Source organism: Pseudonocardia sp. OZ21 (assembly GCF_059359135.1).
The window spans coordinates 1-23202 of sequence record NZ_JCADBN010000005.1; the positions used below are offsets into that span (position 1 = coordinate 1).

Sequence of the window (23202 nt, forward strand, 5' to 3'; positions counted from 1 at the left end):
GTGCCCTCGGCGAGCGCACCCGCGGTGCCGGTCGGGTCGAGCACGGTCTCGAAGGACGGTCCGGCCACACCCAGCTCCCGCCGCAGGTCCTCGACCGGGAAATCCTGATGCGACAGCAGATCCGACTCGACCCGGCCGGCGCCCAGCAACAGCGCCCGCCACGACCCGGGTTCGGTCGTCAGCCGGCAGGGCAACGGCCGACCGCCGGCGACGGCGACGTAACCGGTGACCACGTCACGCTCACCGGACAGCGCCGCGAGCACGGTGGCGTGGGCGGCCAGCAGCACCGAACTGAACGGCACCCCCAACTCGTCCGCCAACCGGTGCCCGGCCGTCACCAGCGCGTCGGGAACCGGCGCCTCGTACTCGGCGACACCCGCCACGCCGTCGGACCTCCAGCGTGGGATCGCGGTGGAGCCACCGGCGACGAGCACGCCGCGCCAGAACTCCCGACCGGCCTCCACTAGCGATCCCATCGACAACCTCCACTCACCGTGACCAAGGTGTTGATCACTGCAATTTCCGCTAATGCGATTGTGCATGGTGTGCGACCAGCTGCGGGGGAATCACCGCCAACGCCATCCGTCCGTGGTCCTCCCGCATCTCCCGGGCCGGGTTTCCCCCCCACCGGGCGTTCTTCGGTATTTCTTCACCCTTCATGAGGAAAGCATCGGCGGCGAGTACCGATCCGTTACCCATGGTCACTCCGTAGTGGACCATCGAGCTGACCCCCAGAGTGCAGCCCGCGCCGATGACGATGTGATCGGACTTGAATGCGCCGTCCTCCTGCGAGTGGCACTGGATCTTGCTTCCCGCATTGAGCGTGCAGTCGTCCCCGATGGTGACCAACGTCTTCTCGACGATGCCGCAGCCGTCATCGAAGACACGCTTTCCGATGCGGACGCCCAGCATTCGCCAGGCCAGGGCCTTGAACGGGGTGCCGTCGAGGATCTTCGGATGCGCGCTCAGCTTCCAGTAGCGCTCGTGCCACCAGAAGTACGGATCGTAGATCGAGCAGACTTTGGGATGCAGATGCCTGAACCCCGCGACGAGACGTTCGACCAGCACGGTGTAGAAGAGGGTGAACAGGAGAGCGAGGACGCCCCCCATGGCGATTGACACCCCGCCGAGCAGGGGATAGAGGTCCGCGGCGGCCAGCGTGAACAGAGTGACCATGAAGACGTTGATCGACCGCACGAACAGGACGACCCCCATGGTCGCGATGTTGTACCGATTCTTGGCGGCGAGCCGACGGGGCAGCTCCTCCGCGGTCTTCATGTGATCGAACCGCATGTCCCGCTGGACCGTGCGCGGAATCTCGAAGTTGGGAGATCCCAGCAGTCCGACATCGTTGCGGGCCGTTCCCCCGAGCGGCACCATGACCTTCGTCGCGAGGAGGCAGTTGTCGCCCGTCCGACCCTGGGCCGGATAGACGATGAAGTTCCCGAGAAAGTTCCGCGCACCGATCGCCGCGGGGGACACGCGGAACGACGTGCTCGAGAAGTCCGCGTTGACGATCGAGAGCCCGTCGGCGACCATCGTTCCGCTTCCGATGGTGCTGTGGTATGGGTTCTCGTGCTTCAGGTCCATCCCGAAGTTCGACCCGGTCTGCACGACCGCAGGAAACTTGTACCCGAGCCAGTGCAGATAGTTGACGATGTAGGAGCTGTCCCCTAGAAGGAACGTGAAGAACTTGGCGTTGGTCAGCCGCGCGACCATCCGTTGGGCCGCGTAGCGGAAGCCGTACAGGCGATAGTCCCTGTCCGGCTGGATGGCGAGGTTGAACACCCGGGGAACGGTCATCACGACCACGAGGCCGACGAGCGTCCCGCCGAAGAAGAGTGCCGTGGAGATGAGCAGGGCGTGGAGGTAGAACTCCCAGCTGGTGAAGACCATGGGCCCCGGATCCAGGAGCGCGTTGAGCTGGGGGACCTCGGCCAGCAGGACGATCAGGCCACTGATCAGCAGCGGCATGAACACGAACAGCCCGTTCACCAGTTGCAGGAGACCGTAGACCCGCCGCCGCGTAGCGGTGAGACGGACGGGGCCCGCCATGCGGTAGCTCCCCTGAGTCCGCTGCGCCGGCGACCCGCTCCAGATCTCGCGGGCGGGTACCGCCTGTCCGGAGTGCAGCGAGGAGGTGTGGCCCAGTTGAGCCCGGTCGCCCATCGAGGTGTCGATGTCGACCACCGACATCTCGCCGACGAACACTTCCTTCCCGAGGGTGACCGGGCCCGTCTGGATCACCCCGTTGTGGGCCCGGTAGCCGTTGATGAACGCGTCCTTACGGATCACGGTGCCGTCGCCGATGGTGAGCAGATCGGTACACAAAGGCACATTTCGGGAGTAGATCGTGACGCCGTGCCCGATCTTCGCCCCCAGCGCCCGCAGATAGAGCGCATAGAGCGGCGAGCACGCACTCGTCCGTGACCGCATACCGATCATCAGGAGCAACGGGTTCGACCGAACCAGCACCTTCACGACCCAGAAGCGGACATACCCCAGGCTCCACACCCGGATCTGCCGAGGCTTCCAGCGACCGATGATCAGCCATTTCGCAACGATCGGAACGATGCACAGGGCCAGCACGGCAGCACCGCCGAAAACAACCGAACGCAGATAGATCTCGAGCAGCCCGGGCGCGACGGAGATCCATTCATATCCGCGTTCCATGACCTCTGCGGCAAGGTAGGTATACGTGAGGAAGATCAGTAGCTGCAGCGCTCCGCAGAGGATGTACTCCCACCCGCGGGCAGGTTTCACCCCATCGGTGGGGCCTGGTTCCGGGGCCTCGACGGGAGCGGCGACCTCACACGACAGCGCCGTAGCCAGGCTGCTGATCGTCTGATACCGGTAGATGTCCTTCATGGAAACCGACGGCAGATCCGGCCGCTTCCGGACGCGGGCACAGAACCGGGCCATGACCATCGAGTCAGCGCCGAGATCGTCGAAGAAGTGGCTGTCGACCGGCACGTGCTCGACCCCGACGACCTCCGCCAACACCGCGGCGAGGCGCTCGTCGGTCCCGGCGGCAGGGCCCGCGGAAACCGACTGGATGGTGGGGGATTGAGCTGGGTCGACCGCCAGAACATCGACAGATTTCGCCACTACCTGGGCTCCTTGAAGCAGATGCGGAGAAGCACGGAACATCAAGAAGGTCTGGCCGCCGTTCCAGGACAGAACCCACCATGTTCACGCAAGATCATTTCTCCTCCTGACATCAACTGATCAGGTTCGGTATCGCGCCCCCAGCGCGATCTCCTGATCCCAGCGCGGCCTGATTCGATCCGCACTTCCGGCCGGCGAGCCCCAGAACCGGGCCGTCCGCGACAGGTATCCGGGAAATCGCTGATTCGGCAGCCAATGTTTCGCGAGTTCCCGCCGTTCACCCGGCCGCCATGCATGGGCGGCCGGCTGAACCCGAATGCGCGGCGACGAACACCAGATGTGCGGGCCGCCCGCCAACGTGTGCCGCTGATTCGGTGAACGTCCAACCACGCAACCGGGCACACTGCTGCGAGCCGTCGTCCTGCCGGAGTACCCGGCCTGACCGTTCCGTCCCGTTCGGTGTGCAACCGCGGGGATACCGTCCACATATCGATGCGGCGGAATCACCCGTCTGGCCTCCGAGCCCGGGTCCGCTTCGCAACCGGCCACGACATGAGCGCCCGACGTATCGGTCATCCCCGACTGCTCGTCGTGGCCGAGGGCGTGCTCCGTGACGTCCGTGCCGGCCCTGACGTCGGCTCACCGGTCCGGCGCGGAGGCCGCGTCGAACTCGAGGTCGGCGGGCTCGACGACGACTCCGGGGACGAGGTCGGTCTGCTCGGCGCCGGCCGGGTCGCGGACGGCCGGCCGGAGGTCGGGCGGGGTGTGGTCGGCCGGGTCGTGGGTGCCGCAGTCGGATCCGGCGCGCCCTCGGCCGTCGGCCTCGGAGCCGGAGCCGGAGCCGGAGCCGGAGCCGGAGCAGACGGTGGTGCCTGAGCCGGTCGCCGCACCGCGGGCGGCGCGGGCGGCGTCTCGACCCGCGTCCCGGGCGCCGGCACCTCGGCAGGCGGGTTGTTGCGGCGCGTCTGGACGGGCTCCTGGGCGGCTACCGGCGAGTCGAGCACCGCCGGTTCGGCCGCTGACTGCTGCGGTTCCGCCTCCGGCACCGGCGCCGCCGCGGGCACGGGCGGGGCCGGGGCCAGTTCGGGCAGAGCCGGCGGCGCCACCGCGGCAGGCTGTCCCACCTGGAGCGACTGGCCCGCCATCGCCACCGTCACCGCGATCGACAGCGACAGCACCATCGAGACCGCGACCGCCACCCCGACCGGGAGCAGCCTCGGCCGCCGCCGCGGCTGCGCGGGCTCCGGAAGCGCCGGGCTCGACGGGGGCACCGGGATCACTTCGAGCGCCGGGACCGGTGAGGGATCCGGGATCGGGAGCGCCGGGATCACTTCGGACGCCGGGACCGGCGTGGGTTCCGGGATCGAGGGCGCCGGGATCACGGTGCGCAGCGCGCCCTCGTCGGTCTCGACGGCCGGGTTGCCCCGCCACCGCTCCCCCGCACCGACGGCCCCGCCCTTCATGAGGAAGGAGTCGGCCTCCAGCACCGAGTCCGGGGCCATCGTGACGCCGTAATGGACGAACGCCTGGATGCCGAGGGTGACGCGGGCGCCGATGACCGTGCGGTCGGACTTGAAGGCGCCGTCCTCCATCGAGTGGCACTGGATGACCACGCCCTCGTTCAGAGTGGCGTCGTCCCCGATCGTGACGAGGGTCTTCTCCGGGATGGCGCAGCCGTTGTCGAACACCCGGCGGCCCATCTTGACGCCGAGCAGCCGCAGGATCCATGGCCTGAACGGGGTTCCGGAGAAGAGCGCGGGGCTGAGCATCTTCCAGTGGCGCTCGTGCCACCAGAAGTACGGGTCGTAGATGGAACACGTCCGAGGTTGCAGGTCGCGGAACCTCGTGCTGAGCCGCTCGACCAGGATGCCGTAGCCCGTGCCGAGCGCGAGGATCAGCAGGAACGCCGCCGCGACCGCCCAGGTGCCCAGCGTGTGGTAGAGGTCGCCCGCGGCCGTGGTGACGAGCAGCAGCAGGAACATCTGGAACCAGCGCACCTGCAGGAGGATGCCGATCGTGCGCCGGTTGTAGCGGTTCTTCCCGGCGAGGCCCTGTGCGAGCTCCTCCGGGTTCTTGTGGAGGTCGCTGTCGCGCAGCACGGTCCTGGGGATCTCGAAGCTCGGTGACCCGAGCAGGCCGACGTCGCGGCGGACCGGCCCGTCGATCGGGATCATCGCCTTGGTGGCCAGCAGGACGTTCTCGCCGACCTTCGCGCCCGCCGGGTAGACGATGTTGTTGCCCAGGAAGTTGCGCTCCCCGAGCGCCACCTGTGCTACCTGGAACGACGTGCTCGAGTAGTCGGCGTTCATCACCGTGAGCCCGTCGGAGACCATCGTCCCGCTGCCGATCGTGGTGAGGAAGGGCGAGTCGTGCGCGAGCTGGTTGCCGAAGTTCGATCCCGTCTGCTGCACCCGCGGGAAGGCGTACCCGACGGCCGTCAGGTAGTTCACGATGTAGGAGCTGTCGCCGAACACGCCGTGGAAGAACTGGATGTTCGTCATCCGCCGGACAAGCCGGTGGATGTAGTAGTGGTAGCCGTACAGCGCGTGTGCCTTCCCGGGCACCACCAGCCGGTTGAGCAGTCGGGGCAGGGTCACCACCGCCACGAGCCCCGTCAGGGACCCGCCGTAGAAGACGACGAGTGAGATCCCGAGCACCTCGAGGTAGAAGAGCCAGTCGGTGACGCCGGCGTGGCCGACGTCCAGCAGCTCCGCGGTCCACGGGATGATCGACACCAGCTCGACCACGATCGCCAGTCCCACCGGGCCGATGAGCAGCACGTTGAACAGCTGCAGGAAGCTGAACCAGAACCGTCGGCCGGTGCCGCACCGGGCCGGGGCGACCACCCGGTAGTCGACGTCAGTGGGCTGGGCGGGCGACCCGTGCCAGGTCTCCCCCGCCGGCACGTGCCGGCCCGGCTGGAGCGACGAGCAGTGGCCGATCTGGCCACCGTCGCCGATGGAGCTGCCGATCTCGAGCACGGTCTTCTCACCGACCAGCACGTCCTCGCCGATCGTGACGGGGCCGATCTCGATCATGCCGGCCTCCGCCCGGTAGCCGGGGAGGACCGCGCTGCCCCGGATCACCGTGCCGGCGCCGATCGTGAGCAGGTCGGTGCCGACCGGGACCGACTTCGAGAAGATGGTGACCCCCGGGCCGATCTTCGCGCCCAGCGCGCGCAGCCAGAGCACATAGAGCGGCGAACCGGCGAAGAGAGCCATCGGGTTCGCGCGGATGATCAGCCGGACCAGCCAGAACCGGAAGTAGCGCATGCTCCAGATCGGGAACTCCGTCGCCTTCCAGCGCCCGATCAACACCCATTTCGCCACGATCGGCAGCAGGCACGTGCCGAGGAAGACCGCCGCTCCGTACGCCAGCGATCGCAGGTAGGCGCCGCGCCACTCGGTGGCCTCCGAGACCCAGAGGAAACCTGTCTCCAGCAGGGCCGCGCCGAGGTAGAGCGATGCGATGAACGCCAGGAACTGCAGCGTGCCGCACAGCAGGTACCGCGGGGTGCTCCCCGGGACGCCGGCCACCACCGGGACCGGCTGCACCGGAGACGGGGACGTCTCGGGCGCTTCGGACGGCAGGGCGGCGGCGATCTCGGCGATGGTCGGACGGAGGTAGGCGTCGCGGATCGAGATCGGGGGCAGGTCGGTCCTCGACCGGACACGCGCACAGAACTTCGCGAGCACCAGCGAGTTGGCCCCGAGGTCGTCGAAGAAGTGGCTGTCCACCGACACCCGCTCCACGCCCAGGATCTCCGCGAAGAGCTCGGCCAGCTGACGCTCCGCCGGGCTCGAGGGAGCGACGTAGCCGCTGGGCGCCGGTTCGATCTCGGCCTTCTCCTGCCGTTCGATCCGCCCCCGGTACTCGATCTCCCCGTCCGCGTTCACCCGTCCCAGATCACCGGTCCGGTAGATCCGGCCCGACGGGTTGTGCGAGATCCCCAGGAAGTCGGGGACGAACTGCTCGTCGGTCAGGTCGTCACGGTTGACGTAACCGGTGGCCAGGCCGATCCCGGCGATGCCGATCTCCCCGGCCTCGCCACGGCCCAGCGCCCGCCCTGGGTCCTCCGGATCCAGGATCACCGTCGCGTACGTGGGCAGCGGGACCCCCATCGTCTTCCGACGATCCGGATCCACCACGGTCCACGTCGCCGCCACCGTCGTCTCGGTCGGCCCGTAGACGTTCAGGAACCGCCGCCCCGGCCGCGACCACCGCACGATCAGGGCAGGCGGACACGCCTCCCCCGACACCAGCAGGAACCGCAGCGCCGGCAGGGCGTCGTCGATCGTGGCCAGCAGCGTGGGCATGCAGCACATCGCCGTGACCCGCCGCCGGATGAGGAACCCGCGCAGGTCCGCACCCGTCGGTCCCGAGCCCGTCGGCGCCGGAACCAGCGTGGCACCGACCATCCACGGCACCCAGATCTCCTGGACCGAGAAGTCGACCGCCATGGTCGAGCCCTGGTACACCCGATCATCCGGCCGGTAGCCGTATACCGCCCCCGCCACTCGCACGAAGTTGCAGATGCTGGAATGTGACACGGCGACGCCCGTGGGGTCACCGGTCGACCCCGACGGGTAACTGATGTACGCCGGGCCGTCCACGAAACCTGTGTCGACGGGCAGGCGGCTCCCGTCCTGCGCGTCGATCTCCGCCGCAACGGCGTCGACGCACACCACCTCGACGTTCACGCCGTCGAGTCGCGAGCGCAGGTGCTCCAGCGAGAGCACCACGCGCACAGTCGCGTCGGACACGATGTACGCGGTCCGGTCCGCCGGGGACCCAACGTCCAGCGGCACGTAGGCCGCACCGGACTTGAGTACCGCCAGCATTCCCACGTACCCGTGCACCGCCTCGTCGAGCAGCAACGCCACCCGCTCGCCGGCACCGACACCGAGGTCACGCAGGTAGCGGGCCAGCCGGTTGGCACGTGCGTCCAGCTCTGAGTAAGTCAGTGCCGCGTCCGCCACGTCCACCGCCAGGTGGCCGAAGCGGCCGACGTCGTGGAGGTCGTCGCAGCGCTCCTCGAACAGATGCTCCAGGCGTTGACCGGGGTGCCACCGGACGTCCTGGGAGTACCTGTCGTCGACGAGGACCAGGTCGGACAGTCCCCGGTAGAGCCCGGCGTCAGGATGCCGATCGCGCAACATGGTCGAACCTCCGATCGGATCCGATGTCCTGGTGAAGCCCGAATGCGGCGTGGAGCAGCCGGACCGCGTCGTGGACGGCCCGCTCCGGGAGGTGGAAACAGATCCGGCTCGGGGTGCTGGTGACCAGCTGGGGCTCGATCCCCTCGGCTTCGAGGGAGAGCAACGCACGTGCGGTCACGTCGGGACGCCTGCCGATGCCCGTGCCGACCACGCTCACCGTTCCGAGCTCCTCCCGGAGCATGATGCGAGCGCCCGCCGTGGACAGGGCAGCGGTGACCTCCGGCTCCTCCACACCGGGCGCGGTGAGGTACACCTCGGCGCCGAGGCGGACGATCGAGCCGATCGCCACCCCCCGCCCCGCGAGTGCCGCGGTGATCCTCGCCGGGGACGCTCCGCGCACGGTGTAGAGGCTCTCCCGCTCTCGATGGGCGACGCCGGTGATCTCGGCAACCTCGAACACGGTTTCCTCCTGCAGGCGGGTGCCGGGAGCCGTCGTGAAGCTCGACCGGACGTGAATGTCGATGTGATGGGCCACGGCCAGCTCCACCGCGCGTGGCTGCAGTACCGCCGCACCAGCCGCGGCCAGCTGCACCATCTCCTCGCGGCTGATCGCGGGGAGCAGCCGCGCGTCGGGCACGACCCGCGGGTCCGCCGAGAACACGCCCTCGACGTCGGTGAAGATCTCGCACTCGCTCACCCCGAGAGCGGCGGCGACCGCCACCGCCGAGGCGTCCGATCCGCCTCGCCCCAGCGTGGTGACGTCTCCGCCCGGGGAGACTCCCTGGTACCCGGTGACCAGCACGATGGCGCCGCTGTCGAGGGCGTCGATGATCCGTTGTGGCCGGATGTCGTGCAGGCGTGCATTGCCGTACTGGTCGTCGGTGTGGATTCCGGCCTGCGCACCGTTGAGCGACACCGCGCGGAATCCCAGGTCATGCACGGCCAAGGCGGCGAGTGTGCAGGAGACGGATTCGCCGATCGACAACAATGCGTCGAGCTCGCGACGCTGTGGCCGGGCCGACATCGCGTAGGCCATCGCAGTCAGCTTGTCGGTCGAACTGCCCATGGCGGACAGCACCGCCACCACTCGATGGCCGGCTCGCGCCGCGGCGACCATCCGTTCGGCGGCCGCGCGCAGACGCGGCGGATCGGCCACCGAGCTTCCACCGAACTTCCACACCAGGGTCGACTGCATCATCAGCCCCGCGCCCTGACCGGGGCGGTGACGAGATTCAGCACCCGTCCCGATGCCGGGGTGCATTCCTCGATGGCGTCGAGCAGGATCGTGCACGCCATGTCGACGACCTCGGCGGTCACGCTCAACGGCGGCAACAACCGCTCCACGGATCGCGGGCCCGGCACGTCCCCTCTCACGCAGGGCCGCGCAAACCCACCATGCTCGAGCAAGCTGATCAATCCTCCTAGCGTGGGCCGGCGGACAGTGCGAACCGCGTCGTGGCCCGACCCCCGAGATCAACGCGGCATATGCCATCTCCAGTTGCGTCGAATGGCATCTCCGAACCATCCGGACAACTGGACCAGGTGCCCGATTCATCGTGCACCGGAGACGCAACGTTTCGACCCGATTCAGCTTTTCGCCCCCCGTCCCCCGAGCGGGGACGTTTGAAAGCCCGGATGGGCGCACGGGGTACGGATGGCCCAACGGAGGGAGGAAACGCCGGACGATCGGACGAGAGCGGACCGGCGCGCTAGGACAAACGGGTGTACGCCGCGCACTCACGCAGTAGCGAACGCGGAGCCGGCGGCCGGGAGATCGAGCGGAACAGGCACCGGTAATGCCCCATAAGGATTGCTTCGTTCACCCGAATAAACACCGGGAAAGCGTCACTCGGCACACGAGAACGCCCGGTCGTCCCAACGGGACGACCGGGCGCAGGTGAGTGGACCGGGAGGTGTGGACTCAGCCGATGAGGCCGAGCCTCCGCAGCGCGCGGCGGACCGGGCCGCCGAGTGGGCGGTAGGAGGAGCACCCGGTTGCGCCACATGCGCCGCAGTCGGTGCCCACCCGGTAGTGGTCGTGTGTCGCCTTCGCGTGACCACACGCGCACGGCTCCACGACGGTGCGCTGCACCGGCGGGGCAGGCGGCGTGACCGGAGGCGCGTCCGGTGCCGTCGGCGACTCGTGGCGCTGTGCCGGGATCGCCGTGCCGAGGTCCGGGACCGTCGGCATGCCCGTGGGAGGGGTCAACACGGACGAGCCGGCAGAGTGTCGCCGGTCGCGCCGCGCGCTGCCGCTGGTCGGACGGCCCGTTGCCGAATCCCCCATGAGGGTGCCTGCCCTTCGTCAATAGATGACCCCGAGGGGCTGGCCTCGCACTGTATGCGACGAGGGCGCCCGCCCGGGCACTACCAACTCTAGTGAACGAGGGAAGGTTACGGAGCCGTCGGTGACCGGTTAGTCAGTGCGGTGAACGGAGTACAGCGGTCGGACCCCCGCTCAGTGGACCCGAGGTCGGCCGCCCGCCTGGTCGGCGAGCATGCGCAGCCCACTCAGCAGACCGCCCAGCAGGTCGCTCTCCCGGAAGGAGGCCAGCATGCTCATCACCGCGAGCTTGGCACCGCGGTCGGGGAGCCGCATGCGCGCTCCGGCGCCGCTCAGCACCTCGACGACGCGCTGTCCCGGGCTGACGGCCACCAGCACGGCGTCGTTGGAGCCCTCGAGATGGTCGTGCAGCTCCGCGACCCGCGCCGTCGGGTTCGCACCGAGGTCGCCGAGATAGACGCTGAACCGCAGCCCGGTCTCGCGGCTGGCCAGGGTCAGCGCCTCGTCGAGACGGGTGAGCTGGACGGGGTTGAACGGCTGGTCGGAGCGGGACGGCTCACGATGGACCTCGGCGGCCGACACCCGGCCCGACGCCGTGACGACGGCGCCGAGGGGCAGTTCCTCGCTCTGGGGGACGGCCACGGCCGTACCCGTGCCACCGTGGTCGGTCGTGCCGCCCGGATGGGTGTTCTCACCAGCTGCCACGGGCACCTCCTCGTTCGAGACTGCTACGCGCTGGACCGACGCCGTGCGCTTGGGGTGCCGCCTGGTGGTCGTCGTCCACCGGCGGCAGCTGCGCACCCTCCGGGTTGGCCGTCCACCACATCGGCTCGTGCGGCCAGGGCTGGCCCGACCGGTACCGGGGGCGGCGAGCCATCCGCGGACCGACGACCAGCAGGACGATGATCAGGTACAACCCGACCGGCGGCACCACGAGGTACAGAATCGTCTGCAGCACGCTCACGAGGGAAAACCTAGCTCACCACAGGGAGGGGCGGCGACTCCCCCACCCGGCCGCCAGGTGCACCTGCGCGCCGAGCGCCAGCAGGAGCGCGTCGTCACCCCGGCCCCCGACGAGTTGCACGGAGACCGGCAGCTCCGGCCCTGCGCCGTCCCGCCCCCACGCCACGGGCAGGCTCAGCGCGGGTTGCCCGGTGAGGTTGTAGATCGCGGTGAACGGCGTGAAGTGCGTCTGCCGCGCGAAGTCCTCCGCGGGGTCGCCACCTGCGGTGAACCAACCGACCGGGCGGGGCAGCTGCGCGAGCATCGGCGTGAGCACGACGTCGACGGACGCCTGCGCGGCCACTACCCGGCGGGTCACGTCGATCACTCTCTGCGTGGCGGCCAGGTACTGCGGGCCGCTGATCGTGTTGCCACGATCACGCCACCACCGGGTCAACGGGGCCAGGAGCGGCTCGGCCGCCGGCGGCACGGGCTGTCCGTGCGCCAGCACCGCCCACAGCACCTCGAAGACGGGCAGGAGGTCGCCGGGGATGCCCGGGTCGAGCTCCACGACCTCGTGACCCAGCTCGGCCAGCAGTGCCGACGCCTGCTCGTAGGCGGCCAGGCAGGCCGCGTCGACCGCGACGCCCGCCACCGGCGGGCTGGCGTAGCGGCCGACCCGCAGCCGTGACGGCGGCCGTCCCACCGCGGTGAGATGGCTGCCGACCGGGGTCCCCAACAGGTAGGTCTCGCCGGGGACGGGTTCGGCGAGCACGTCGAGCATGGCAGCGGCGTCCGCCACCGTGCGCGCCAGCGGTCCGGACACCGACATGCCGAGCGGGTCGCCACCCACCGGGCCCCGGGACACCAGCCCGCGCGTGGTCTTGAGCCCGACGAGGCCGCACGCGGCGGCCGGGATCCGGATCGAGCCACCGCCGTCCGTGCCGTGGGCGAACGGGACGAGCCCCCCGGCCGTGGCCGCGGCCGCCCCACCCGACGACCCGCCCGCCAGCCGGGAGGTGTCCCACGGCGTGACGGCAGGCGGTCGTCCCGCAGGCTCCGTGTAGGGCGGCAGCCCGAACTCCGGAGTGGCGGTCTTGCCCAGGCTGATCGTGCCCGCCGCCCGCAGCAGCCGGGCCGAGTCGTCGTCGACCTCGGGGACGTAGTCGGCGTACACGACCGAACCGAACGTCGTGCGGACCCCTGCCGTCACCACCAGGTCCTTGATCGCCGTGGGGACGCCGAGGAGCGGGCGCTCGTCGCCGTCGCGCAGCGCGCGGTCCGCCTCCTCGGCCTGCGCGAGCGCCACGTCCGGGGTGACGGTGACGAAGGCGCCGAGAACGTCGTCGAGCGCCTCGATGCGGCGCAGGTGGTGCTCCACCAGTTCGACGGCGGACAGCTCGCCGCGCCGCAGCGCCGCGGCCTGCTCCAGCGCCGTCAGATCGTGCGGCTGGGATGCGGGCGGCTGGGATGCGGGAGTCACAGCGCGGGCACCACGATCTCGTCGGCACTGACCCAGCGGCCGCCTGCCGACTCGATGGCAGGCAGCGCCGCCCTGACCTCGTCGAGGAGGTCCGGCACGAACACGACCACGGAGTCGGGCTCGGCGGCCACCAGGTCGCTCGGGCCGATCACCGGGATGTCCGAGCCCGGGATGCGGCTGCCCTGCTTGGCCTGCGACGCGTCGGCGACACCGGCGAGCAGTTCCCGGCGGACGCCCGCGCTGTGCAGCAGCGGCACCGACCGCGACGCGGCGCTGTACCCGTAGACCCGGCGGCCACGGCGCCGCTCGGCCACGAGCCAGTCGCGGAGCCGCGCGCCGCCGACCCGTACCGCCTCCCCGAGCGCGGCGACCGCGGCCGGGTCGAGCACCCCGGTGGCGACCTCGTGGTCCGTCACGGTCTCGAGCTGCACCGGTGGCCCCGAACCGGCGCGACCCGCCATGAGCACGGTGCCGCCGTAGAGCGGGAACCGGAACGCCGCACAGGCCGGGAGCCCCACCTCCGCCAGCATCCTGCGCATCACCGGCACCGAGTAGTAGGCGAAGTGGCCGTGCCGGACGGCGTTCCACTGGCCGTGCTCCAGGATCCCCGCCAGCGACTGGAACTGGACGAGCAACAGGCCGCCGGGAGCCACTGCCGCGGCACGTGCCCGCATCGCGGCCGCCTGGTCGGCGGCGTGCATGAGCCCGAAACAGCAGTCGACCACCACGTCGGCGGGCTCGCCTGCCGGCGCCGGCCGAAGTCCCTGCTCGTGCAGCAGCGGCAGCCAGCTGCCCCCGTGCGGGCTGGGGAACTCGGCGACCGTCCCGGCGTGGGGCAGGACCTCGGCCACGGCGAGCTGCGCAACGGCGTCGGCGGCCTGGCGGGTGAGCGCGTCGGGCTGGACGCCCTGCGGGTCCTCCGGCACGTCCATGTCGTCGGCCAGCTGGGCGAGGCCGCACCCGGCACACAGCCACAGCCGCAACGGGAAGACGGGATCGGGCCCCGGGGCGTCGAACGGCGGGAAGAGCTCACTGGGTGGTTGAGGCCCGAGGTCCATGACGACGGTCCCGCGGTGGGAGCGGCAGAACCGGCAGCTGTGCTCGTCCTGCACGACCTTCATGGCCTGTGAACCACCTCGACGTCGGCCCGGGCTCCGACGCTACCGGTGGACCTCCGCACCCATCGGCGCGGGTCGGGGGGCACGCCGCCGGCGTGGCCCGGTAGCGTGGCCGCCCCGTCGATTCGTTCGGTTCGTCCGGTTGCCCCCCCGATGCCGCGATACGGCCGGCCCGTCCTGTGGTTCGTCCTGCCCGGAGGAGGATCCGTTGCGAGCAGTCCCGGTTCCCGCGCTCACCGACCTGGCACTTCCGGTCTCCAACCACCTCAACATGCAGTTGCACGCCCTGGTCCCCGGCGGGGCGCACACCTACGCCAAGGGCGACGACCAGTTCCCCGAGGACCTGGCCCCGATCATGTCCCACGGCCGCGGCGCCCACGTCTGGGACGTCGACGGCAACGAGTACATCGAGTACGGCTCCGGGCTGCGTTCGGTCAGCCTCGGGCACGCCCACCCCCGCGTGGTGGAGGCCGTGCGCCGGGAGCTCGACCGCGGCACCAACTTCGTGCGGCCGAGCGTCGTCGAGCTGGAAGCGGCGGAGCGGTTCCTCGCCACCGTCCCGACCGCGGAGATGGTGAAGTTCGCCAAGAACGGGTCCGACGCCACCACCGCCGCCGTCCGGCTGGCGCGTGCCGTCACCGGCCGCTCGCTGGTGGCCATCTGCCGTGACCAGCCGTTCTTCTCCACCGACGACTGGTTCATCGGCACCACCGCGATGTCGGCGGGCATCCCCGAGCAGCGCACCCTGTCGTTCCCGTACGGCGACCTCGACGCCACCGCAGCACTGCTCGAGCAGCACGACGGCCAGGTGGCGTGCCTGATCCTCGAGGCGGCCACCCAGCAGGAGCCGCCACCCGGCTACCTGGAGGGCATGCGCGCTCTCGCCGACCGGCACGGCGCCCTTCTCGTCTTCGACGAGATCATCACGGGCTTCCGCTGGTCGGAGGCGGGCGCCCAGGGCGTGTACGGCGTGGTGCCCGACCTGTCGACGTTCGGCAAGGCGCTGGGCAACGGGTTCGCCGTCTCGGCGCTCGCCGGCAGGCGGGACGTCATGGAGTGGGGCGGGCTGCGCCACGACCGCGACCGCGTGTTCCTCCTCTCCACCACCCACGGGGCGGAGACGCACTCGCTCGCGGCAGCCATGGCCGTGATGGACACCTACACCCGCGAGGGCACGGCGGCGCGGCTGCACGCGCTCGGCGAGCGGCTCGCCGCCGGCGTGCGGGCGGCGGCGGCCGGGATGGGCGTGGCCGACCACCTGGTCGTCCGCGGCCGGGCGAGCAACCTCGTCTTCGCCACCCTCGACGAGGATCTGAGGCCGTCGCAACCCTACCGCACCCTGTTCCTGCGCCAACTGATCGCCGGCGGCGTCGTCGGGCCGTCGTTCGTGGTGAGCAGTGCCCTCACCGACGACGACATCGACCGCACCGTCGACGTGGTGTCGCAGGCGTGCGCGGTGTATCGCAAGGCGCTCGACGCCGGTGATCCCTCGCCGTGGATGGGCGGCCGTCCGGTGAAGCCGGTGTTCCGCCGCCTCGTCTGACCGATCAGGTGGGCAGACGTACGCGCGCGAGGACGGCGCGGTGGTCGCTGCCCTCGATGTCGATCACCTCGAAGCCGGTGGTGACCGCGGCGGCGGGGACGAAGACGTGGTCGATCTGGATGCCGCGCCACCGTGCGCCCGAAGCGGGGTAGGTGCCGACCAGGCCCTTCCCGGTGCCGGCCGCGGCGCTGCGGCACCCTCCCACCGCGGCCCGGAGCGGTGCGTGGTCGAGTGTGGCGTTGAAGTCGCCCACCACGATCGGCTCCACAGGGCCGTGGCACCACTGCTCGACCAGCGCGAGGTCCCGCTGCCACCGGGCGGCGCGCCGCCGGCCCATCGGCGCGGTGGTGTGGACCGCGAAGAGGCTGCGCCGGCCCAGGACGCCACCTGTGGCCTCGAGGTGCCGCAACCGCATCCCCGACCCGGACCGGACCTGCACGTCACCGGCCGTCGGAGCGGCCAGCACCGTGACGCCCTGTGCGTCCTTCGTGCCCACCGCGGTGGACACCCATGAGCGGTAGCCCAGCATCTCCACCTGCGGCATCAGCTTGTCGCGGAAGTCCGCGCCCGCCTCCGGGAGCACGACGAAATCCGGGGCCCGCTGCGCGATGAGAGTGGCCAGTTGGCCGGTGTCGGCCTGACCCCTGAGCACGTTGAAGGACAGGATCGTGAGGTCGTCCGGTCCGGTCGGCGGTGCCGGTCGGCGCACCGCACGTCCGGCGACGGAACCGGCACCGGCCAGTGCCACCGCACCGAGCAGCGCCGCCGCCGGACGCGAACGCCGGCGCGTGGCCAGCAGGCCGGCAACGGCCAGCGCCGAGGCGGAGACGTGCGGACGGAACGCGGCGAAGTCGACGAAGGGAAACCGGTGGTCGAGCCGGAGCCGGTCGGGGAGGATCACGCTCGCCGCCGCACCGGCCAGTGCCACCGCGGTGCCGGTGCGGAGTCCGTGTCCTACGAGCATGTCTGGCGATCCTTCCCGATGTCGGCATCGGGGGAACGGACGGGCCGATGCGCTGGTTCCTGGAGAACCCCGGGTGGTGCCGGTCAGGCGCTCTCGCGCGTGTCCGGCTCGACCATCCGGCGGACGCGGTCGATCAGCTGTGCCCGGTCGGACGAACGGGCCACCTCGATCTCCAGCGGAGCGGCGTCGGGTCGGGTGTAGATCGCCGTCAGGGTTCCCCCGCGGCCGACCAGCTCCATCCAGTCGTGGATCTTGCTGACCAGCAGGGCGAGGGTGTCGCTGCCGACCGCGACGACCACCGTGTCGGCAACCGCGCTCGCCCCGTCGGGGTTCGGTGTGACGTCGACGAGGCCGCGGAAGTGGCCTGCCCGGTTGAGCCAGGCGCTGAGCGCACAGGCATCCGGCTCGTCGGCCAGCCGGATCGCCGCCAGCGGCGCGTCACGCATGTGCGCACATCGGCTCGACGAGAACCTGCCGGTGCACCGGGCGCACGGCCCGGTGATGGATGTGGTGAGTCCGCACTGCGCTCCTCGATGCTCGAAGGTGATCACTAGATAGTCCTCCGGCCGCGACGATCTGTTACCGGAGTTAGTGGCTCTCCAGGTCGTGATCCGGCACGCGGGCGGCGTCGACGAGCTGCTCCCATGTCAAGCCGCTGCTCAGGGCCAGTGCGAACAGGAGCTGACCGGTCATCCAGGTCTCATATCCGGCACGGTGTCGTCGCTCACCCGGCTGGATGTGGGGCGGATGGAGTCCCGCGTGCGTGGCGAGCCGGCTCAGGCCGTAGCCGCCGGGCAGCCCCGGCCAGACCAGCCTGGCGAGCCGCGCGGTGTCCAGGACGAGCGACGGGCGCCATGCGGGCAGATGGGCGGCGATGAGCCGCAGTTCGACCGCCGCGTTGTGCGCCACGAGTACGCGTCCCCTGATCGACGCGTGGACGTCGTCGGCGACCCGTGCCCAGCTCGGGCAGGCGAGGACGTCGCTGTTGCGGATGCCGTGGACGTCGTCGGTGACGCGCGGCGTGATCGGTCGGGTCGGGCGGACCAGCCAGACCCGCATGCTTCCGTGCCGCACGGTGGCGGCGGGCTCGATGGGCAGTACGGCGATGTCCACGATCTCCGGCGGTTGCTGCCCGTTGCCCTGCACATCGACGACGGCGAGCTGCTGATCAGCCAGAGCGGTGGGAGTGCTCAGGTACACGCGAAAGATCTCCGATGGGGTCCGACCGTGGCCGGAACCATGAGGGCGCCGGTGGTCGCTGACGTTCGTGCACCTCGCGGCCCCGGTGGGTGCCCGGCTGGCTCGGCGGCTCGTCGAGGCCCGCGGCGACGACGGCGCGTTCGGTGCTCCTGGATCATTGCGTGACCGCCTGACCACGCTTCGATGTACCCCTTTCACTTTCGGGTCACCTTCGCGTCGCTATGGTCGGCACGTCAGGTCTGTCTGTCAGCCCCCTCACCATCGCCGCTCCGCCCAAGATCCGGATGGCACGCTGACTCGTACTTCACGAGCCAGGGGGCAGACATGGCAAGGACTCCGCAGGAGATCTTCGAGCAGCACGGCGCCGCTCTGGGCGCGGGCGACATCGACCGGCTCGTCGCCGACTACACCGACGACGCCGTCTTCATCACCCCCCGCGCCGTCCGGCACGGGAAGGACGGCGTCCGCGAGGGCATCACCGAGCTCCTCACCGATCTCCCGGACGCGGAGTGGGACATTCAGGCCGCGTTCTTCGAGAAGGACGTCCTGTTCCTCGCCTGGAGCGCGGTGTCCGGTTCCCGGCGGGCCCGGGACGGCGCCGACACCTTCGTCTTCGACGGCGAGCTGATCCGCGTGCAGACGGTGCGGTACACCCTCGAGAGCACTACCTGACGCCACCGCCGACGGCGCTCGCAGCCAGGTACCGATCCTCGGCCGTGTAGTCGAGCAACGGCCCGAAGAAGTCGTCGTCGGCCCCGGGGAGGACGCCCGGCTGCGCACCGCTCGCCACGGCCACGAGCCACTCGACCTCCTCGGCCACGGTGGCCTCGTAGTCACCGGCCGGCGTGTACCCGAGGTCGGCGGCCGCGGTCATGTCGAGCACGATCGGATGGCGGGCCTCCCAGGGATGCCGGCCCAGTGCCTCGTCGGCGTCGTCGTCGAGCAGCGCCCGCAACGCGCCGGCACCGTGGATCTTTGAGGGCCGGACCACGGTGACGGGATGTCCGCTGAGCAGGTCGGCGCCGGTGCCGAGAGCGGCGGCCAGCTGGGCGGGGTCGTCGCGTTCCGCCGCGACGAACCGGGCGCCGTCGGCGGCGACCCCGGCCGGGAGGTGGGCCGGGTCGCGCCCGGTGAGATCGACCTCCCAGCCGGCGGCCAGCAGGCGACGGGCGGCGGCCTGCCCGATGAGACCGGTCCCACCGATGATCAACGCACGAGGCATCGCGGGACCATACCCGCGAGCCGTACTACGGAGTGGCCTTCCAGCTGTACCGGTGCTCGGGCCGCCCGGTGCTTCCGTACCTCATGGCCACGTCGGCGCGGCCCTCCTCGGCGAGCGTGGCGAGGTACCGCTGAGCGGTGGCACGGGAGATGCCGAGATCGGTGGCGACCTCGGCCGCGGTGGCCGGTTGGTCGGCGGTGCGGAGCCGATCGGCGACGAGGCGGGCGGTGACTGGTGACTGCCCCTTGGGGGTGGGCGGCCGGTCGCCCTGCCGGAGGGCGGCGAGCGCGCGGTCGACCCCGTGCTGGCCGAGGTCGCCCGCACCGGGGGACAGCACCTGCCGGTACTTCGCGTAGGCGCCCAGTCGCGCCGCGAGCAGGCCGGCGGTGAACGGCTTGACGATGAAGTTGACGGCCCCGGCGGCGAACGCTCCCCGGACCGTCGCCGGGGAGGCGTCGGCGCTGACGATCATGACGTCGCACGAGAGCTCCGAGGCGACGGACAGTCCCGGCCGGTCCGGGAGATGGTTGTCGAGCAGCACCAGGTCCGGCGCCGATCCGGCCACCAGCGCGAGCGCCTGCGCGGCCGTGTGCGCCGTTCCCAGCACGGCGAACCCCGGGACCGTCGCGACGAAGCGCGCATGCAGGTCCGCCACCCGGAAGTCGTCGTCGACCACGACCACCCCGAACGTCACGGCGCGACCACCTCCCGCGGCTGGAGCACGTGCGGTAGCTGCGCGACGAACACGGTCATCGCACCGTCCCCGCCGGGATGGGTGATCTCGACGCTGCCACCGAGGCCGGCAGCGGTGCTGCGGACGATCGCCAACCCGAGGCCGCGGCCAGGGCCACGGCTCGTCACGCCGTCGGTGAAGATCCCGGCGCGGCGGTCCGGGGGGATCCCGTCGCCGGTGTTGGCGACGGAGATCACGAGGTCGTCGTCGTGGGAGAGCAGGTCGATCACCACCTTGGCCGGTCGCTCGCCTGCCTCGTGCGCCGCTTCCAGCGCGTTGTTCACGAGGTTGCCGAGCACGGTGACGACCTCCACAGGTGCTGTCAGCTTCCGCGGGACCCAGCTGTCCTCGGCCAGCACCAGGTCCACGCCGAGCTCGGCGGCCTCGGACATCTTCCCGGCGAGGAACGCACGGATCGTCGCGGGGGCGATGGCGTCGCTGTCGTCGGCGATGCGGACGTCCGGCGCTCCCAGGAGCGCGTCCACGTACTCGACGGCGTCGGCGGGCTCGGCGGTGTGCAGCAGACCGTGCACCGTGTGGAGGCGGTTGGCGAACTCGTGCCGCTGCGCGCGCAGGGCCTGGGTCATCAGCCGGACGGCGGTCAGCTCGCCGGTGAGGCTCTCCACCTCGGTGCGGTCGAAGACCGTGATCACCGAGCCGAGAGGTCGTTCGCCGTGCTGCACCGGCCGGTGGGTGACCACCAGGACGCGATCGCCGACGGTGGCCACCGCGGTCTCGCCGGTGCGGTCGTCGAGGACCCGGCGCAGCGGACCGGGCAGCTCCAGGTCGAGGAGTCGCCTGCCGCGCTCCAGCCGCGGGTCGACCAGCCGGAGCGCCTCGGAGTTGGCCATCGTCACCACCCCGTCCGGGTCGAGGGCGACGACGCCGTCGGACACCCCGAACAGGACGGCCTCCCGCTCCCGGACGAGCTCGGCCAGGTCGGACGGCTCCAGGCCGAAGGTGCGGCGTTTCAGCAGGCGGGTCAGGAGCAGGGTGGCGCCGACGCCCGTCAACAGGGCCGCCCCCAGGAACAGCGCCGTCCGCGACAGCAGGCTGCCCAGGGCGGTGGCGATGTCGCTGGCGTCGAAGCCGACGCTGATCTCACCGACGATCACGTGGTCGGCGGTGCGCAGCGGCACCTTCCCCCGCGCCGACAGGCCGAGGGTGCCCTGCTCGATGTTGGCCACCTCGCGCCCCTGCAACACCTCGGCGGGGCTGGTGCTCACGGTCTTGCCGATCTGGTCCGGGGCCGGGTGTGCGAGGCGGATCCCGTTGTCGTCGGTGATCACCACGAACAGCGCACCCGTTGCCGCTTGCGCGGCGAGGGCCCGCTCCTGGACGGCCTGCTGGTCGCGGCGGACGACGGCGTCGGCCAGCCCGGGTTGGACGGCGAGGGTGTGGGCCACGTCGAGGGCGCGCTGCTCGAAGCGTTGCTCCAGGCTCTGGTCGAGCTGCCAGGCCTCGAGGCCGAACCCGAGGCCGACCACGGCGAGCAGCACTCCCACCTGGAGCAGCAGCATCTGCCGGGTGAAGGGCAGCACGCGACGACGACGGGGCGTCCGGGACGGTTGCTGCGCTGCGACCACCGGACGAGCCTACGACCCCTGGTGAGCGAAACGCGCAAAACCGCGGCTATGCGCAGAGCGCGGGTAACCGTCACAAGCGTGACGTGCCCCACGGCGCTTCCTACGTTCCTGGCACGCACCGGCGCCGACGAGCAGGGCCGGACATCTCGAAGGCGAGACGCGCATGGAACATCTCATAGAACTGGCGAACGCCACCAAGAGGTTCCCGAACGGGAAGGGTGGCATCCACACCGCCATCCGCGACGTGACCCTCACCGTCGAACCGGGGCAGTTCGTGGCGGTCGTCGGACCCACCGGCTGCGGCAAGTCCACCACCCTGTCCCTGATCTCCGGCCTGCAGCCGCCGTCGGTGGGCACGGTGAAGGTCAACGGCAAGGACGTCGACGGCGTGCCCGACGGCGTCGGCTACATGTTCCAGGCCGACGCGATGCTGCCGTGGCGCAGCGTGCTGGCCAACGTGGCCGCCGGCCCGATCTGGCGGGGCGTCGAGAAGTCCGAGGCCAGGGACCGCGCCCGCGACTGGATCGCCCGCGTCGGCCTGGAGGGCTTCGAGGGCTACTACATGCACCAGCTGTCCGGCGGCATGCGCAAGCGCGTGGCGCTGGCGCAGACGCTGGTCAACGAGCCGTCGATCCTGCTGATGGACGAGCCCTTCTCCGCGCTCGACGTCCAGACCCGGGCGCTGATGCAGCAGGAGCTGCTGCGCCTGTGGGCCGGCACGAACGCGGCGGTGGTCTTCGTGACCCACGACCTCGAAGAGGCGATCGTGCTCGCCGACCGGGTCGTCGTCATGACCGCGTCGCCCGCCCGCATCAAGGCCGTCTACGACGTCGGCCTGCCCCGCCCGCGTGACGTCGAGGAGCTCCGGATCACCACCGAGTTCATCGACGTCTACCGCAGCATCTGGTCCTCGCTCTCGGCCGAGGTCGACATCGCCAGGAAGGTGCCCTCCCGTGTCGCTTGACACCTCCGCCGTCCTCCACAGCGGACCCGACGGGCCCCGCTCCGACCAGGACCCCGGCGACGACCTGAGTGCCGTGCACCGAGCGCGCCGCAGGCACACAGGCGTGGTCTGGTCCCTGCGGCTCGTCGTGCTCGTGGCCGTCTTCGGGGCGTGGGAGGTGCTGGCGACCTACGTCCTCGACCCCTTCTACTACTCCAAGCCCAGCCTGATCGTCGCCCGGCTGTTCGAGTGGTTCACCGTCGGCACCTCGAAGGGGTCGATCTGGTCGAACATCAGCGTCACCCTGCAGGAGGCGGTCTACGGCTTCGTGCTGGGCGCCATCCTCGGGGTGGTCCTGGGCATCCTGCTCGGCCGGGCCCGCCTGCTCGCCGAGGTCCTCCAGCCGTTCATCCAGGCCCTCAACGCCGTGCCGCGCATCGTGCTCGCCGCGCTGTTCATCATCTGGTTCGGCCTCGGCATGGAGTCGAAGGTCGCCACGGCACTGGTGCTCGTCTTCTTCCCGGTCTTCTTCAACGCCTTCCAGGGCGCGCGCGAGGTCGACCGCAACTTCGTGGACAACGCCCGCATCCTCGGGGCGAGCCGCGTGCAGATCCTGTGGTCGATCGTGGTGCCCAGCGCCACGTCGTGGATCCTCGCGTCGCTGCACACCGCGTTCGGCTTCGCTCTCATCGGCGCCATCGTCGGCGAGTACGCCGGCGCCTCCAAGGGCATCGGCCTGCTCATCTCCACCGCCCAGGGCACCTTCGACTCCGCAGGCATCTACGCCGGAATGATCTTGTCGACCGTGCTGGCCCTGCTCGCCGAGGTGATCCTCGGCGGCGCCGAGAAGCGGCTCCTGCGCTGGCGCCCGCCGTCCCAGGCGACCACCACCGCCGGCGTCTGACTCCCCCACCGCC

Annotated in this window: 19 protein-coding genes and 1 pseudogene; 4 read left to right on the forward strand and 16 right to left on the reverse strand. The window is 70.8% G+C overall.

The features are described 5' to 3' along the window. From AC5L35_RS13005 to AC5L35_RS13050, 10 genes and pseudogenes are all read right to left on the reverse strand, one after another. Nucleotides 1–476 (reverse strand): annotated as a pseudogene (locus AC5L35_RS13005) (non-ribosomal peptide synthetase); the annotation flags it as partial. 49 nt (nt 477–525) lie between these two features. Beyond that, entirely contained in the window at nt 526–3108 is a 2583-nt protein-coding gene (locus AC5L35_RS13010) for a Pls/PosA family non-ribosomal peptide synthetase (protein ID WP_495059863.1), read from the reverse strand. A gap of 572 nt (nt 3109–3680) precedes the next feature. Continuing rightward, nucleotides 3681–8267, reverse strand: a complete 4587-nt coding sequence (locus tag AC5L35_RS13015) for a Pls/PosA family non-ribosomal peptide synthetase (protein ID WP_495059864.1) — start codon at nt 8265–8267, stop codon at nt 3681–3683. After that, on the reverse strand, nt 8245–9465 hold the full coding sequence (locus AC5L35_RS13020) for an aspartate kinase (protein WP_495059865.1): 1221 nt from the start codon (nt 9463–9465) through the stop codon (nt 8245–8247). The genes AC5L35_RS13015 and AC5L35_RS13020 overlap by 23 nt, the downstream gene beginning before the upstream one ends. Beyond that, nucleotides 9465–9629, reverse strand: a complete 165-nt coding sequence (locus AC5L35_RS13025; RefSeq protein ID WP_495059866.1) for a hypothetical protein — start codon at nt 9627–9629, stop codon at nt 9465–9467. The genes AC5L35_RS13020 and AC5L35_RS13025 overlap by 1 nt, the downstream gene beginning before the upstream one ends. A gap of 559 nt (nt 9630–10188) precedes the next feature. Next, nucleotides 10189–10458, reverse strand: coding sequence for a hypothetical protein (locus tag AC5L35_RS13030; protein WP_495059867.1), 270 nt, complete (start codon nt 10456–10458; stop codon nt 10189–10191). A gap of 267 nt (nt 10459–10725) precedes the next feature. After that, a complete protein-coding gene (locus tag AC5L35_RS13035) occupies nt 10726–11256 on the reverse strand; it encodes a DUF5130 family protein (RefSeq protein ID WP_495059868.1) in 531 nt (176 codons plus the stop codon). Further along, nucleotides 11243–11515: an aa3-type cytochrome oxidase subunit CtaJ gene (gene ctaJ, locus AC5L35_RS13040; RefSeq protein WP_495059869.1), complete on the reverse strand. Its 273-nt coding sequence runs from the start codon at nt 11513–11515 to the stop codon at nt 11243–11245. The genes AC5L35_RS13035 and ctaJ overlap by 14 nt, the downstream gene beginning before the upstream one ends. A gap of 15 nt (nt 11516–11530) precedes the next feature. After that, nucleotides 11531–12976 carry an amidase gene (locus tag AC5L35_RS13045; RefSeq protein ID WP_495059870.1) on the reverse strand — a complete coding sequence of 482 codons (1446 nt, stop codon included), beginning with the start codon at nt 12974–12976 and terminating at the stop codon, nt 11531–11533. Continuing rightward, nucleotides 12973–14097: a class I SAM-dependent methyltransferase gene (locus tag AC5L35_RS13050; RefSeq protein ID WP_495059871.1), complete on the reverse strand. Its 1125-nt coding sequence runs from the start codon at nt 14095–14097 to the stop codon at nt 12973–12975. The genes AC5L35_RS13045 and AC5L35_RS13050 overlap by 4 nt, the downstream gene beginning before the upstream one ends. A 205-nt stretch (nt 14098–14302) precedes the next feature. Between AC5L35_RS13050 and AC5L35_RS13055 the strand changes: the two genes are divergently transcribed. Next, complete coding sequence (locus AC5L35_RS13055; RefSeq protein ID WP_495059872.1) at nt 14303–15637, forward strand: glutamate-1-semialdehyde 2,1-aminomutase; 1335 nt, start codon at nt 14303–14305, stop codon at nt 15635–15637. A 4-nt stretch (nt 15638–15641) separates the two neighbouring features. Here AC5L35_RS13055 and AC5L35_RS13060 read toward each other — a convergent pair whose 3' ends face one another. The 3 genes from AC5L35_RS13060 to AC5L35_RS13070 form a co-directional block, all read right to left on the reverse strand. Next, entirely contained in the window at nt 15642–16601 is a 960-nt protein-coding gene (locus AC5L35_RS13060) for an endonuclease/exonuclease/phosphatase family protein (RefSeq protein WP_495059873.1), read from the reverse strand. 83 nt (nt 16602–16684) lie between these two features. Beyond that, complete coding sequence (locus tag AC5L35_RS13065) at nt 16685–17047, reverse strand: effector-associated constant component EACC1 (protein ID WP_495059874.1); 363 nt, start codon at nt 17045–17047, stop codon at nt 16685–16687. A gap of 142 nt (nt 17048–17189) precedes the next feature. After that, nucleotides 17190–17801, reverse strand: coding sequence for a 3'-5' exonuclease (locus AC5L35_RS13070; protein WP_495059875.1), 612 nt, complete (start codon nt 17799–17801; stop codon nt 17190–17192). A gap of 324 nt (nt 17802–18125) precedes the next feature. On the opposite strand from AC5L35_RS13070, the gene AC5L35_RS13075 reads away from it, so the two are divergent. Then, nucleotides 18126–18473 (forward strand): nuclear transport factor 2 family protein, encoded by a 348-nt coding sequence (locus AC5L35_RS13075; protein ID WP_495059876.1) that lies wholly within the window; start codon nt 18126–18128, stop codon nt 18471–18473. Here the strand turns inward: AC5L35_RS13075 and AC5L35_RS13080 are convergent. The 3 genes from AC5L35_RS13080 to AC5L35_RS13090 are packed head-to-tail and all read right to left on the reverse strand — an operon-like array spanning nt 18466 to nt 21342. Then, nucleotides 18466–19023, reverse strand: a complete 558-nt coding sequence (locus AC5L35_RS13080; protein ID WP_495059877.1) for an NAD-dependent epimerase/dehydratase family protein — start codon at nt 19021–19023, stop codon at nt 18466–18468. The genes AC5L35_RS13075 and AC5L35_RS13080 overlap by 8 nt on opposite strands. Nucleotides 19024–19048: 25 nt before the next feature. Then, a complete protein-coding gene (locus AC5L35_RS13085; protein WP_495059878.1) occupies nt 19049–19717 on the reverse strand; it encodes a response regulator in 669 nt (222 codons plus the stop codon). Further along, nucleotides 19714–21342, reverse strand: a complete 1629-nt coding sequence (locus tag AC5L35_RS13090) for a sensor histidine kinase (protein WP_495059879.1) — start codon at nt 21340–21342, stop codon at nt 19714–19716. Before AC5L35_RS13090 ends, AC5L35_RS13085 begins: the two co-directional genes overlap by 4 nt. A gap of 163 nt (nt 21343–21505) precedes the next feature. Here AC5L35_RS13090 and AC5L35_RS13095 point away from each other — a divergent pair, with 163 nt between their 5' ends. Further along, the gene (locus AC5L35_RS13095; protein WP_495059880.1) at nt 21506–22306 is read left to right on the forward strand and encodes an ABC transporter ATP-binding protein; all 801 of its coding nucleotides are present in this window, start codon (nt 21506–21508) and stop codon (nt 22304–22306) included. Next, nucleotides 22296–23189, forward strand: a complete 894-nt coding sequence (locus AC5L35_RS13100) for an ABC transporter permease (RefSeq protein ID WP_495059881.1) — start codon at nt 22296–22298, stop codon at nt 23187–23189. Before AC5L35_RS13095 ends, AC5L35_RS13100 begins: the two co-directional genes overlap by 11 nt. The last annotated feature ends 13 nt before the right edge of the window (nt 23190–23202 follow it).

Coding starts and splice junctions, on each gene's coding strand:
- AC5L35_RS13030 (WP_495059867.1), bottom strand. CDS start 10,458: ATGCCGACGGTCCCGGACCTCGGCACGGCGATCCCGGCACAGCGCCAC.
- AC5L35_RS13080 (WP_495059877.1), bottom strand. CDS start 19,023: ATGCCTCGTGCGTTGATCATCGGTGGGACCGGTCTCATCGGGCAGGCC.
- AC5L35_RS13050 (WP_495059871.1), bottom strand. CDS start 14,097: ATGAAGGTCGTGCAGGACGAGCACAGCTGCCGGTTCTGCCGCTCCCAC.
- AC5L35_RS13065 (WP_495059874.1), bottom strand. CDS start 17,047: ATGCGTGACGCGCCGCTGGCGGCGATCCGGCTGGCCGACGAGCCGGAT.
- AC5L35_RS13075 (WP_495059876.1), top strand. CDS start 18,126: ATGGCAAGGACTCCGCAGGAGATCTTCGAGCAGCACGGCGCCGCTCTG.
- AC5L35_RS13095 (WP_495059880.1), top strand. CDS start 21,506: ATGGAACATCTCATAGAACTGGCGAACGCCACCAAGAGGTTCCCGAAC.
- AC5L35_RS13015 (WP_495059864.1), bottom strand. CDS start 8,267: ATGTTGCGCGATCGGCATCCTGACGCCGGGCTCTACCGGGGACTGTCC.
- AC5L35_RS13020 (WP_495059865.1), bottom strand. CDS start 9,465: ATGATGCAGTCGACCCTGGTGTGGAAGTTCGGTGGAAGCTCGGTGGCC.
- AC5L35_RS13060 (WP_495059873.1), bottom strand. CDS start 16,601: ATGCTCGTAGGACACGGACTCCGCACCGGCACCGCGGTGGCACTGGCC.